The following is a 12,259-nucleotide window of genomic DNA, read 5'->3' as shown; positions in this document are numbered from 1 at the left end:
GCGCCACTTCCTGACTCTACCACACCGCCGAAGTTCACACCGTTGTCGGGCCTGTTCGGCCAATAGCTGCGGCGAAGTCCCGGCGACGCCATCGCGACGCGCCACCGACGCGTCAATCGGGTCACGCCGACGCGCCACGCACGCGCCGCCCACGCGCCAGCGAAGCGCCGGTGACGCGCCAATGACGCATCGCCCATGGGGCAGGGCGACGGGGAAAGGGCATGGCGATCCATCCGCACGGGTAGATCAGGAAAAATCCTACATTGAAAGATGTCGGGAGGCGGACCGAAGTGAGGAAGAGGCGCGCGCGATCAGGGCAGAAGGCCGTCGCCGCCCGTCATGCCGGCGACTGCGGCAGAGGGCCTATCCTGAAGCTCCAGGCCAGCAGCGCCAGGCACCAGGCGCAGGCCAGCCAGAGCGCGCCCAGTTGCAGCGACGCGAACAGCGCCGTTCCCGCGACGGCGCCCGCGATCAGGCTGCACCAGAGCAGCAGATGGGGCAGCCAGCCCCAGCGCGGGCCGCCGGTCAGGGTCGCGGCGATCGCCTGCCCGGCCTTCACCAGCGCGCCGGTCATGTAGGTGACGCCGATGCTGACTTCGCCATTGCGTTGAAAGACGTTGTTCACAGCGCCCATCGCCGCCGCCATCGCCAAAGTGAGGGCCATGCCAGGCACCATGGTCAGGCAGGCGGACAGCAGCAGCAGCGCCAGGGTCAGCGCCAGCACCGCCTGTTTGCGCCAGCGTCCCGCGACGGCCGCCGCCAGCGCGCCCATGACGACGCCGCACAGGAACGCCCCGATCAGCCCCGCCGCCCGGATCGCGATATCGTTGCGCGCGGTCAGCGTAACGGCGAGGCGGGTCGAATTACCGCTCATGAAGGACACGAACAGCCCGCCCAGCTTGAGCAGGCCAAGCGCATCGACCATGCCCGCCAGCGCGGCCAGGCCATAGGCCAGCACATGGCGGGAGGGCGGCTGTCGGTGCATTCGGGCCGGTTCAGGCCGCCGGTGCGTCGGGTTCCGGCGCGATCGGTTCGGCGATGATCGGGGCGACCGGGGCGGGGGCGGCGGCGCCCTTGACCAGCGCGTCGAGGCTGGAGCCGTCGAGACCCAGTTCCTTCATCAGCCCGTCGATCACCGGCGCCTGCGCGCGGTAGCGCAGCGCGGCCGACACGGCGGCGTTGGCGAGATTCTGGTCGCCGCCCGCCATCACCGTCGCGCCGTCGCCGCCGCCATGGCCGGTGAGGCCATCGACCTGCACGATCTTGATCGAATCGATCGATTGCATGGGCTTTGCCGCTTCGCGCACCAGGTCGGGCAGCACCTTGAGCAGCGCCAGCTTGGTCTGGAGCGAGACCTGGTCGGAGGAGAGGATGTTCGCCGCTTCGTTGACCGCGCGCTGGCCCGCCGCCTCGACCTCGAAGCGGACGCGGTCGGCCTCGGCGCGCAGCTTGGCGGCTTCGGCCTCGCCTTCCGCGCCCAGGCGCATGGCTTCGGCCCGGTCGGCCGCCGCCTGCTTTTCCGCCTCGGCCTCGACCCGGACGGAGATGGCGGCGCGTTCCGCCTCACGCGCCGCGTCGATCAGCTCGATCCGCTTGGCGCGCTCAGCCACTTCGGTGGCGCGCGATGTCTGGACCTGTTCCTCGGCGGCGACCGCCTTGGCGCGGGCCTCGTCGGCTTCGGCCTTGGCCTGGCTTTCCTGCCGGCTCTTGTTCTGGACCGCGATCTGCTGTTCCTGCCGGGCGAGTTCGAGCGCCTGTTCCTGCGCGATCCGGGCTTCCTTGACCGCACGGTCGGCTTCGATCTGCTGGCTATCCACCAGTTTCTTGGCCTCGATCCGGGCCTGTTCGGCCTCCTGCTGGCGCAGCGACTGTTCGCGCGCGACTTCGGCCGATTGGACGGCGCGGCGCATCTCCACCTCGCGCTCCTGCTCCAGCCGGGCGAATTCGGTGTCGCGCGCAATAATCATCGACTGGCGCTCGGCCTCCAGATTCTTGGTTTCGATCTGGACGCGGGTGTCCTGCTCGATGTCGTTGCGCGCTTTCTTGCGCAATTCGATCTGCTCGGTCAGCTTGGTCAGGCCCTCGGCGTCGAAGGCGTTATTGGCGTTGAAATGTTCGATCGAAGTCTGGTCGAGGCCGGTGAGCGAGACGCTTTCCAGTTCAAGGCCGTTCATGGCGAGATCGACCGAGGATACCTGCTGCACCTTCTGCACGAAGTCGCTGCGCTGTTCGTGGAGCTGGTTCATCGTCATGCCCGCCGCGACCGAACGCAGCGCGTCGACGAACTTGCCCTCGACCAGTTCCTTGAGCGCTTCGGGGTGCATGGTGCGCATACCCAGCGTCTGCGCGGCGATGGCGATCGACTGGCCGTCTGGCCTTACGCGGACGTAGAATTCCGCCTTCACGTCGATACGCAGCCGGTCCAGCGTGATGAGCGCGTCGGCATTCTTGCGCTCGACCGCCAGCCGCACCGTGTTCATGTTGACTGGCATCGTTTCGTGGAAGATCGGCAGCACCAGCGCGCCGCCGTTCATCACCACCTTCTCGCCGCCCACGCCCGTTCGCACGAAGCCGACCTCCTTCGACGCGCGCTTGTAGAGGCGCGCGATGATGATGCCGACCACCAGCAGGGCGATGACGACGATGCCCGGAAGCACCACATAGGGCAGGATGGAAAAACTATCCTGCATGGCGGGAAGGTTCATGGCGCTCTCCTAGAGATGGGGCAGATAATGGTCGCCATGGGAAATGGCGCGGAAGAGATGATCCTCGCGGCGGACGAGGAGGATGGTCTCGCCTTCCTCCAGCGCGGCGCCGGGATTGTCGGGTTCGACCATGACATAATGGGTCTGGCCATGATGGTCCTGGACCTGCGCGCGGGCGGGCGAGCCGGGCGCGGCGCGGCCGGTGACGATGCGCGCGCGGCTGCCCACCAGATGGTCGAGCGAGACGGCGGTGCTGTAATCGCGCGGCAGCAGCGGGGCGATCAGCCGGGCGGCAAGGCCGGTGGCGGGCAGCGCGGCGAGGCCGGCGGCGGGCACCGCGATCCAGGGCGAGACCATGGCGCCGAACAGGTCGTGCGCGGCCTGCTGCCCGAGCAGGCCGATGACCGCGAAGACGGTGAGGAACAGCGCGAGCAGCGCCAGCAGGGGCAGGCGGCCAAAGCCCAGCCAGCCGAGCAGGTCGGCATCGCTGTCGAGGTCCATGTCCACGTCCCCGGCCAGCCCCAGCGCCTGGACGCCACCGATCAGCGCCATCAGCAGCAGGGCCGACACGAAAATGATATTCTCTGGCGCGAAGAGAAAGGCCGACACCGCTTAACCCCCTGATTCGGGAATTAATCTAGCCTAAGCCCGGCGCTTCCGACAGGAAAACCGGCCCCTGGTCAGCGCGAAACCATGTCGCGGCTGAGATAGACTTGCGCCACCTGGCCAGCGGCATTCATGGCGCAGGTGAAGCGGCGCGTTTCGCCGCCGCCGGCACGGTAGGAGGCGCGGCTCTCGACCTCGCCGTCGATATTATAGCCGCCATTCTGGCCGGGGCGGGGCGCGTCCATGTGGCGGATTTCGGCATAGCCGCTATTGCCCTGCGCCTGGTCACGGGCGGCCAGCGCGCAGCTATCGGTCATCGCGTCGTCACTGCCGGCGGCAATGTCGGAAAAATCGTCATCGCGCGGCGGAGCGCGGTCGGGCCTGTCGTGGTCGGCCCCGTCGCGGTAGCCAATGTCGCGGTCGGCGATGTCAGCGCCATAGTCGGTGCCGTTGCCGGGGGGCGGAGCGTCATTATCGTCGGCCGGCCGTGCGGCCTGCGCCTTCTTGTCCTTGGACATGGAGGAGGCGACGATCGCCACCGCGCCGACCAGCGCCGCGACACCGATCGCATCGCCCACGCCGAACCCGTTGTCGCGATGGCGGTGATGCCGGTCCCAGCCGCCATGCGAGCCCCGGTCATAACCATAGCGGGGCCGCGCCTCGGCCGGGCCGATGCTGCCCAGCAGCAGCCCCGCGCTCACCAGCGCTCCGGTCATCCAGCGTGCCTTGGTCCCGATCATGTCCGTTCCTCCTGCGACCGGATAAGCCATAGCCGCATCCGGCTGTCCAGCGGCTGAACGGTCACCGGGGCCGCGGCTTGATCTCCAGCCCGGTGAAATGCGCCGCAAAGGCATAGCTGTCGGCATATTCGTCGATCAGCTTGTCGACCGGCTTGCCCGCGCCATGGCCAGCGCGGCTTTCCACCCGCAACAGGCGCGGTTTCGCCCCCAGGTCCGCCGCCTGGAGCGCGGCGGCATATTTGAAGCTGTGCGCGGGGACCACCCGGTCGTCGGTATCGGCGGTGCTGACGAGGATGGCGGGATAATCCTTGCCCCCCAGAATGTTGTGATAGGGGGAATAGCCATAGAGCAGCGGAAAATCGTCGCGGTTTTCGGGCGACCCATAATCATCGACCCAATAGCGTCCGGCGGTGAAGCGGTCGAACCGCAGCATGTCCATGACGCCCACGGCCGGCAGTGCGGCGGCGAACAGGTCGGGCCGCTGGTTGACCACCGCGCCGACCAGCAGGCCGCCATTGGAGCGGCCTTCGATCGCCAGTCCGTCCTGCGGCGTAAAGCCATTGGCCTTCAGCCACTCGCCCGCGGCGATGAAGTCGTCGAACACATTCTGCTTGTTCGCGCCGCGCCCGGCATCATGCCATGCCTTGCCGAACTCGCCGCCGCCGCGCAGATTGGCGATGGCATAGACGCCGCCCTGTTCCAGCCACGCCATGCGCACCGCCGAATAGCCCGGCGTCAGCGCGATGTTGAAGCCGCCATAGCCGTAGAGGATGGTCGGCGCGGCGATGGCATGGTCGGCCAGCGCCGTCTTGCGCAGGATGGTGATGGGAATCATCGTCCCGTCCTTCGACGGGTAGAGCCGTTGTTCGATGCCGAAATCATCGGGGTCGAAGGGCAGGTCGGGCTGGGCGAAGAGCTGATATTGCCGGGTCGCCGTGTCGAAGCGATAGATGCTGGCGGGCGTCACGAAGCCCGAAAAGCTGAAAAATGTCTCCGGGTCGCCCGCCTTGCCGCCAAAGCCGGCGGCCGTGCCGACGCCGGGCAAGGGCACGTCACCCACCTTGCGCCCGTCCAGCTCGACCAGTTCGGCCGTGGTCTGCGCCTCGTTCCGGTAGGCCAGGATCATGCGGTCGCCGACCAGCGCGCCGCCGGAGAGCGTGTCGGGCCGTTCCGCCACCACTTCGCGCGGCCCCTTGCGCGGGCGCGTGGCGTCCAGCGTCACCACCCGCCGATGCGGCGCGTGATCGTCGGTCAGGAAAAAGAGGTTCGCGCCCTTGCTGCCGACCAGGCGCCAGTCATGGTCCAGCCCCTTGACCAGCAGGCGCGGTGCGACCGGACCGCCGGTCAGTTCGGCGACATGGACTTCGCGGCGCGGGTCGATCCCCTCGAACGAGCTGATGACCAGCCAGCGGCCATCGCCCGTCACCTGCGCCTGATGGCTGAGCTTTGGCCGGTCGGGCGTGGCATAGACGAGTTGGTCCTGCGCCTGGGCGGTGCCGAGCCGATGGTAGAAGATTTGCTGATCTTCATTGGCGGACTGATAGGCTTCGCCGGCGCGGGGCGGGGCGAAGCGGGAATAGAAAAATCCCTCGCCCTGGCCGTCCCAGCTGATCTGGGAAAATTTGACCCATTCGACCCGGTCGTCCAGCGTCCTGCCGCTGGCGACGTCCAGCAGCTTGACCGTGCGCCAGTCGCTCCCCGCCTCCTGCACCGCATAGGCCAGATGGGCGCCGTCGGGGGAGGGCGCCCATTCGGCCAGCGCGCTGGCGCCGTCCTTCGCCCAGTCATTGGGGTCGATCAGCAAGCGTTGCCGCCCGGTCAGCCCGTCGCGGACATAGAGCGGCGTCTGGTTCTCCAGCCCCTTGTTATAGCCGTAGAAATAACGCCCCCCGGCCTTGCGCGGGAGGGTGAAGCGACCGTGCGCGAGCAACGCCCGCATCCGCGCCTTGAGCGCCTCGCGCCCCGGCAGGGCGTCGATATAGGCGCGGGTGAGGTGGTTTTCCTGCGTCACCCAGTCGCGCACCGCAGGGTCGGCGCGCAGGTCGTTTTCCAGCCAGCGATAGGGGTCGGCGACCTTCACGCCGAAATGATCCTCCACCAGGTCGAGCCGCCGGGCGAGGGGATAGCGCAGACCGGCGTCGCCCGTTTCGATGGCCGCGCCCTCCGGACCGGCGCGCGCGGCGGCCGGGATGGCCGCCAGCAGCAGCAGCGGCAGGATCAGGGCGGCGGCGCGCATCCTCTCTTCGTCACTCTTTTTCCAAAAGGAACAGGCCGCGTATCCCTAGGGACACGCGGCCTGCCGGTAAAGCATCCAGTCCTGCGCGGCAGGACCGGGAGGGATCAGGCGCCCTCGAACTCGTCCATGTCGGCGCTCTGGACCGGACCGGAATCCTGACCCTTGGCATCGACGTCACGGTCGACCAGTTCGATGATCGCCATCGGCGCGGCGTCCGAAGCGCGGAAACCGGCCTTGATCACGCGGGTATAGCCGCCATTGCGGTCCTTGTAGCGCTCGGCCAGCACGTCGAACAGCTTGGTCAGCTGCACATCGTCCTGAAGGCGCGAATTGGCCAGGCGACGGTTGGACAGGCCACCCTTCTTGGCGAGGGTGATCAGCTTTTCGACGTAGGGACGCAGTTCCTTCGCCTTGGCCGTGCCGGTCAGGATCTGCTCATGCTTGATGAGCGAGGCCGCCAGGTTGCGGAGCAGGGCGGTACGATGACCGGTGCTGCGCTGAAGCTTACGATGACCGACTTTATGACGCATATCTTCTTCCTTCGTTCGTTAAAGGGCCGTGTGAGGTACCCCAGACCAGGCGGTGTTTGCGGGCCACCGCCCAACAGCCCGTTCGTCGCCACCCCGGATTTCGCCGGGGTGACGATAGTGGATCAGCCCAGCAGCTCCTGCTCGAGCTTCTTGGCCATTTCCTCGATATTTTCCGGCGGCCAGCCGGGGATGTCCATGCCCAGGCGCAGGCCCATGGACGACAGCACTTCCTTGATTTCGTTCAGCGACTTGCGGCCGAAATTGGGGGTGCGCAGCATCTCGGCTTCGGTCTTCTGGACCAGGTCGCCGATATAGATGATGTTGTCGTTCTTGAGGCAGTTGGCCGAGCGGACCGACAATTCCAGTTCGTCCACCTTCTTGAGCAGATAGCGGTTGATCTGGTTGGCGTCGCTTTCGCCTTCCGAAGCGGCGGCGGCGGCATGGCCGGACGCCGGCGCGGCGGCGGGCAGCGCGTCTTCGAAGTGGACGAACAGCTGGAACTGGTCCTGAAGGATGCGGGCGGCATAGGCCACCGCATCTTCGGGCGTGACCGTGCCGTCGGTTTCCAGCGTCAGCGACAGCTTGTCATAGTCCAGTTCCTGGCCGACGCGGGTATTGTCGACCTTGTAGGCGACCTGACGCACCGGCGAGTAGAGCGCATCGACCGGGATGAGGCCGATCGGCGCATCGGCCGGACGGTTGGCGACGGCGGGGACATAGCCCTTGCCGACGTCGGCGGTCAGTTCCATGTTGAGCGTCGCGCCCTGGTCCAGGTGACAGATCACCAGGTCCGGGTTCATCACTTCGATGTCGCCCACGACGCTGATGTCGCCGGCCTTGACCACGGCCGGGCCGGTGGCGGACAGCTGAAGCCGCTTGGGGCCTTCGCCTTCCATCTTCAGCGCGACCTGCTTGATGTTCAGGACGATGTCGGTCACGTCCTCGCGCACGCCGGCGAGCGACGAGAATTCATGCAGGACATTCTCGATCTTGATCGAGGTGACCGCCGCGCCCTGGAGCGAGGACAGAAGAACACGGCGCAACGCGTTGCCGAGCGTCAGGCCGAAACCGCGCTCCAGCGGTTCAGCGACGAAGGTCGCCTTGCGCTTGCCGTCGCCCGATGCCTTGATCTCGAGGCTGCTGGGCTTCTTCAATTCCTGCCAGTTCTTCATGTTGACAGTCATGTATTTCCCCTGGGGATGGGCCGGAACGCTTGTAAATCCTGGACCCGACAGGACGTTCCGGCGATGCAAACGGGAAAACGGGCGACGCGTCCGCCGCCCGCCGTTAAGGCAGCGCTGCGATTAGACGCGGCGACGCTTGGACGGACGCACGCCATTGTGCGGGATCGGCGTGACGTCACGGATCGAGGTGATGTGGAAGCCCACGGCCTGAAGCGCGCGCAGGGCCGATTCACGGCCCGAACCGGGGCCCTTCACTTCGACTTCCAGCGTGCGAACGCCATGCTCGGCAGCCTTGCGGCCGGCGTCTTCGGCGCAGACCTGCGCGGCGTAAGGCGTCGACTTGCGGCTGCCCTTGAAGCCCATCATCCCGGCAGAGGACCACGAAATCGCGTTGCCCTGGGCGTCGGTGATGGTCACCATGGTGTTGTTGAAGCTGGCGTTGACATGGGCCACGCCGGCCGAGATGTTCTTGCGCTCGCGCCGCTTAATGCGCTGGGGTTCGCGTGCCATTTTTTAGCTCTTCCTACAGAAATCGTTGAAAAGAGAAGCCGTCGGAGGATCGTGCCGGAAGCGCGATCCTCAACGATTACTTCTTCTTGCCGGCAATCGGCTTCGCCTTGCCCTTGCGGGTGCGCGCATTGGTGTGCGTGCGCTGGCCACGAACCGGCAGGCCCTTGCGATGACGCAGGCCGCGATAGCAGGCCAGGTCCATCAGGCGCTTGATGTTCATCGCCGTTTCGCGGCGCAGGTCGCCCTCGACGGTCAGATCGGCGTCGATGGCTTCGCGGATCTGCAGCACTTCGGCGTCGGACAGGTCCTGAACGCGGCGGCTGTGGTCGATGCCCAGCTTGGTGGCGATGTCGGCGGCGGTCTTGCGGCCGATGCCGTGGATGTAGGTGAGCGCGATGATCACGCGCTTGTTGGTCGGGATGTTGACACCCGCAATACGTGCCATGGTATTAAAATCTCCTGCTCCACAGGGCGAGCAAGTGCTGCCCTATCTCAAAGCGTCCAGGCCGTTCGTCCCTGGCGAGGAAAACGGCCAATTTCATGTCCCCCAAGACGCAAAAAAGACGGTCAGTGCAGAAAGCACTGCCGCTCACCAGCGTGTTGGGGAGGGTCGCCATTAGCGATTCGGTGCGAATTAGTCAACCGCGCGGCTTGGCCGCGACGCGGATTTCGAACAGCTTGCGCCAGTTCTTGCCGGTGACGAACACACGGTCCCGCTCCGCATCATAGGCGATGCCGTTGGCCACCGCTTCGCTGTCGGTCACGCCCGCCTGTTTGCGCAGGGAAGCGATGTCGATCCAGTCGATCACCGCGCCGCTCGCCGGGTCGATACGCGCGATCTTCGTATCATACCAGATATTGGCCCAGATTTCGCCGCGCACATATTCCAGTTCGTTGAGCCGATCGACCGGCCGGCCGTTCCACGTCACGGTGATGCGGCGCCGTTCGGCCAGGCTGTCGGGATCGAGGAAGCGCAGTTGCGCGGTGCCGTCGCTCATGATGAGGCTGTGGCCGTCCTGCGTCAGCGCCCAGCCTTCGCCTTCATAGCGGAAGTCGCCACGCGGGGCGAAATCGGCAAGATTCCAGACAAAGCCCCGGCGGTGGCGCCAGGTCAGGCTGATGAGCCGGTCCTTCCAGTTGACGATGCCTTCGCCGAAATAGGGCCGGTCGATGATGCGGCGCTGGAGGATCTTGCCGCTCTTGAGCGCGACCTTGCGAATGTCCGACTGGCCCTCCAGCCCCGTGCTCTCGTAAAGCGCGCCGTCGAGGTAGAACAGCCCCTCGGTAAAGGCGGTCGCGTCATGGGGATAGGCCTTGACCAGCGTCCATGGCGTGTCGGCCCGGACCGGCGCGGCGAGGAGGAAGGCGCTGACGAGCGCGAGCAGGATGCGCTTCATTGCGCGGCCTGACCTTCGATCGCGTCGGCCAGCCAGCCCGGCAGGCGGGCAGGGTCCAGCGTTTCGACCCGGCGCAGCTCGATCGACAGCCCCATGTCCGGCAGGGCGGCGCGCTGGCGCTTTTCATCGGCGTCGGAAAGGGGCATGGCGACCAGGCGACGGTTCACCTTGTTGCGATAATGCATCCGGGCGGTGTTCTCCTGCCCGACATAGCAGCCCTTGTCATAATCGACCCCGCCCAATTCCCCGGCATTGGCCTCCAGCCAGAGAATCTGGTCCTGCCCCAGTTCCTCCACGCCTTCGAATATACCGAGCGCGAGGCGGTGCGCGCGGAAGGCGGCGGCGGCGTCGCCGTCCCCGGCCGGGGCGAGCCAGCGATGGCCAAGGGCGGGCAGGCGCGGATCATGCGGCCGGCCGGCGGCTTCGGGCGACCAGTGGACGGCGAGCGACTCGTCCCGCGCGATCGCCACCTTGCGGCGCAGGCGGTAGAGGGTGAGGCGCCGGGCGATCGCGTCGGCCTGCGCCGCTTCGCAGTCGATCAGCACGTCGTCGCCATCGGCCCAGAGGATAAGGTCGAACAGCGCCTTGCCCTGCGGGCTGAGCAGCCCGGTCCAGCGCGGCTGGCCGTCCGCCAGCGTCAGCACGTCGCGGGTCAGCAACCCCTGGAGGAAGGAGCGGGCTTCCTCGCCCGAAATTCTCAATAAGGCGCGATCGCGCAGGGTGGTGCCGGTCATCGGCATTAGGTAGGACGGCAACAGGATTTAGCCAAGCCGTTCGCGCGGCCGCAGCAGACAGGAATTTGCCATGACCCAGACATTCGACATGATCCTCCGCAACGGCACCGTCCACACGCCGGGCGGCGCGGAGCAGGTGGATGTCGGCGTGCGCGGCGGAAAGGTCGCGGCGATCGGCGCTGGGCTGGGCGCGAATGTGGCGGCCGCGGGCGAGGTGATCGACTGCACCGGGCTGGACGTGCTGCCCGGCTGCATCGACAGCCAGGTCCATTTCCGCGAGCCGGGATTGGAGCATAAGGAAGATCTGGAATCGGGCAGCCGCGCCGCGGTGATGGGCGGCGTCACCGCCGTCTTCGAAATGCCCAACACCAACCCCAATACCGATACGGCCGAGCGCATCCAGGACAAGCTGACGCGCGCACATCACCGCATGTGGTGCGACCATGCCTTCTATGTCGGCGCGACGGCGGACAATGCCGAGCAGTTGCGCGAGCTGGAGCGCATCCCCGGCACGGCGGGGGTCAAGATCTTCATGGGCGCGTCCACCGGCAGCCTGCTGGTCGACGATGACGATGCCCTGTCGCGCGTGCTGGCGAGCGGCACGCGCCGCGTCGCCATCCATGCCGAGGACGAGACCCGGATGAACGCGCGCTCGGGAATGCGGGTGGAGGGCGACCCGTCGTCCCACCCCGTCTGGCGCGACGATGAAAGCGCCATGATCGCGACCAGGCGGATCATTGCGCTGGCCCGCAAGGCGCGGCGGCGCATCCACATCCTGCACGTCACGACGCCGGCCGAACTGGACTATATCGGCCAGAACAAGGACATCGCCACCTGCGAGGTGACGCCCCAGCATCTGACGCTGGCCGCCGAAGACGCCTATCCGCGCCTGGGCAGCTATGCCCAGATGAACCCGCCGATCCGCAGCGCCGCGCATCGCGACGGCTTGTGGTTCTGGCTCAACCAGGGCGTGCCCGATGTGCTGGGCAGCGACCATGCGCCCCATACGATCGAGGAAAAGGCCAAGCCCTATCCCGCCTCGCCCAGCGGGATGCCGGGCGTGCAGACGCTCATCCCGCTGCTGCTCAACCATGTGGCGGAGGGGCGGCTGAGCCTGCGCCGCTTCATCGAACTGACCAGCTCCGGCCCGCAGCGCGTGTTCGGGCTGGTGGGCAAGGGCCGCATCGCGATCGGCTATGACGCCGACTTCACCGTGGTCGACCTCAAGAAGCGCTGGACCGTGGGCCGGGACTGGCTCGCCTCGCGCTGCGACTGGTCGCCGTTCGACGGCATGGACCTGACCGGCAAGGCGGTCGGCACGATCATCCGCGGCAACCGGGTGATGTGGGAGGATGCGCTGGCGAACGAAGCGATCGGCGAACCCGTGCGGTTCGAAGCGACGCAGTTCAACTGAGTTACGCCGTCGCCATCCGGTTCCGCCGCGCATGGGCGATGCCGTCGCTGGCGAAGAGGATCAGGCCGACCCAGATCAGGCCGAAGCTCGCCATCTGACCGGTGCTCAGCGTTTCGCCCAGCAGCAGCACGCCGCACAGAAACTGGAGCGTCGGCGCGATATATTGCATCAGGCCCAGCGTCGCCATCGGCAGGCGCTGGGCC

At 66.8% G+C, this 12,259-nt stretch carries 12 protein-coding genes and 1 pseudogene; 1 reads left to right on the top strand and 12 read right to left on the bottom strand.

Annotated features, from left to right (window positions below):
- Nucleotides 1-337: 337 nt before the first annotated feature.
- The 11 genes from C100_RS27585 to ygfZ all read right to left on the bottom strand — a co-directional run bounded on the left by C100_RS27585 (nucleotide 338) and on the right by ygfZ (nucleotide 10,642).
- The gene (locus C100_RS27585; protein ID WP_031308607.1) at nucleotides 338-985 is read right to left on the bottom strand and encodes a YoaK family protein; all 648 of its coding nucleotides are present in this window, start codon (nucleotides 983-985) and stop codon (nucleotides 338-340) included.
- Between the two features lie 10 nt (nucleotides 986-995).
- Entirely contained in the window at nucleotides 996-2,705 is a 1,710-nt protein-coding gene (locus C100_RS27580; protein WP_024018247.1) for a flotillin family protein, read from the bottom strand.
- Between the two features lie 9 nt (nucleotides 2,706-2,714).
- Entirely contained in the window at nucleotides 2,715-3,314 is a 600-nt protein-coding gene (locus C100_RS27575; protein ID WP_024018246.1) for an OB-fold-containig protein, read from the bottom strand.
- 71 nt (nucleotides 3,315-3,385) lie between these two features.
- On the bottom strand, nucleotides 3,386-4,051 hold the full coding sequence (locus C100_RS27570; protein WP_024018245.1) for a hypothetical protein: 666 nt from the start codon (nucleotides 4,049-4,051) through the stop codon (nucleotides 3,386-3,388).
- A 61-nt stretch (nucleotides 4,052-4,112) separates the two neighbouring features.
- A complete protein-coding gene (locus tag C100_RS27565; RefSeq protein WP_024018244.1) occupies nucleotides 4,113-6,287 on the bottom strand; it encodes a prolyl oligopeptidase family serine peptidase in 2,175 nt (724 codons plus the stop codon).
- Between the two features lie 104 nt (nucleotides 6,288-6,391).
- Complete coding sequence (rplQ, locus tag C100_RS27560; protein ID WP_024018243.1) at nucleotides 6,392-6,817, bottom strand: 50S ribosomal protein L17; 426 nt, start codon at nucleotides 6,815-6,817, stop codon at nucleotides 6,392-6,394.
- A gap of 122 nt (nucleotides 6,818-6,939) precedes the next feature.
- Entirely contained in the window at nucleotides 6,940-8,001 is a 1,062-nt protein-coding gene (locus C100_RS27555; RefSeq protein WP_024018242.1) for a DNA-directed RNA polymerase subunit alpha, read from the bottom strand.
- Between the two features lie 120 nt (nucleotides 8,002-8,121).
- On the bottom strand, nucleotides 8,122-8,511 hold the full coding sequence (gene rpsK / locus C100_RS27550; protein WP_004208752.1) for a 30S ribosomal protein S11: 390 nt from the start codon (nucleotides 8,509-8,511) through the stop codon (nucleotides 8,122-8,124).
- Between the two features lie 76 nt (nucleotides 8,512-8,587).
- Nucleotides 8,588-8,956 carry a 30S ribosomal protein S13 gene (gene rpsM, locus C100_RS27545; RefSeq protein ID WP_024018241.1) on the bottom strand — a complete coding sequence of 123 codons (369 nt, stop codon included), beginning with the start codon at nucleotides 8,954-8,956 and terminating at the stop codon, nucleotides 8,588-8,590.
- Between the two features lie 193 nt (nucleotides 8,957-9,149).
- Nucleotides 9,150-9,908, bottom strand: a complete 759-nt coding sequence (locus C100_RS27540; RefSeq protein WP_024018239.1) for a glutaminyl-peptide cyclotransferase — start codon at nucleotides 9,906-9,908, stop codon at nucleotides 9,150-9,152.
- Nucleotides 9,905-10,642, bottom strand: coding sequence for a CAF17-like 4Fe-4S cluster assembly/insertion protein YgfZ (gene ygfZ / locus C100_RS27535; RefSeq protein WP_031308606.1), 738 nt, complete (start codon nucleotides 10,640-10,642; stop codon nucleotides 9,905-9,907). Before ygfZ ends, C100_RS27540 begins: the two co-directional genes overlap by 4 nt.
- A 70-nt stretch (nucleotides 10,643-10,712) precedes the next feature.
- Here ygfZ and C100_RS27530 point away from each other — a divergent pair, with 70 nt between their 5' ends.
- Nucleotides 10,713-12,056, top strand: a complete 1,344-nt coding sequence (locus C100_RS27530; RefSeq protein ID WP_024018237.1) for a dihydroorotase — start codon at nucleotides 10,713-10,715, stop codon at nucleotides 12,054-12,056.
- 1 nt (nucleotide 12,057) lies between these two features.
- On the opposite strand, the pseudogene C100_RS0123915 reads toward C100_RS27530, so the two are convergent.
- A pseudogene (locus tag C100_RS0123915) lies at nucleotides 12,058-12,259 on the bottom strand (EamA family transporter RarD); the annotation flags it as partial.

It is taken from the genome of Sphingobium sp. C100, assembly GCF_000508185.1.
GTDB lineage: Bacteria > Pseudomonadota > Alphaproteobacteria > Sphingomonadales > Sphingomonadaceae > Sphingobium.
Note: the sequence above shows the minus strand (reverse complement) of the source record. Positions and strands in the feature narration are given on the sequence as shown.

Bases quoted from the DNA above. Each gene is read 5' to 3' on its own strand.
- rpsM (WP_024018241.1), bottom strand. From the start codon at position 8,956: ATGGCACGTATTGCGGGTGTCAACATCCCGACCAACAAGCGCGTGATC.
- C100_RS27530 (WP_024018237.1), top strand. From the start codon at position 10,713: ATGACCCAGACATTCGACATGATCCTCCGCAACGGCACCGTCCACACG.
- C100_RS27555 (WP_024018242.1), bottom strand. From the start codon at position 8,001: ATGACTGTCAACATGAAGAACTGGCAGGAATTGAAGAAGCCCAGCAGC.
- C100_RS27540 (WP_024018239.1), bottom strand. From the start codon at position 9,908: ATGAAGCGCATCCTGCTCGCGCTCGTCAGCGCCTTCCTCCTCGCCGCG.
- C100_RS27585 (WP_031308607.1), bottom strand. From the start codon at position 985: ATGCACCGACAGCCGCCCTCCCGCCATGTGCTGGCCTATGGCCTGGCC.
- C100_RS27565 (WP_024018244.1), bottom strand. From the start codon at position 6,287: ATGCGCGCCGCCGCCCTGATCCTGCCGCTGCTGCTGCTGGCGGCCATC.
- C100_RS27580 (WP_024018247.1), bottom strand. From the start codon at position 2,705: ATGAACCTTCCCGCCATGCAGGATAGTTTTTCCATCCTGCCCTATGTG.
- rpsK (WP_004208752.1), bottom strand. From the start codon at position 8,511: ATGGCACGCGAACCCCAGCGCATTAAGCGGCGCGAGCGCAAGAACATC.
- ygfZ (WP_031308606.1), bottom strand. From the start codon at position 10,642: ATGACCGGCACCACCCTGCGCGATCGCGCCTTATTGAGAATTTCGGGC.
- rplQ (WP_024018243.1), bottom strand. From the start codon at position 6,817: ATGCGTCATAAAGTCGGTCATCGTAAGCTTCAGCGCAGCACCGGTCAT.
- C100_RS27570 (WP_024018245.1), bottom strand. From the start codon at position 4,051: ATGATCGGGACCAAGGCACGCTGGATGACCGGAGCGCTGGTGAGCGCG.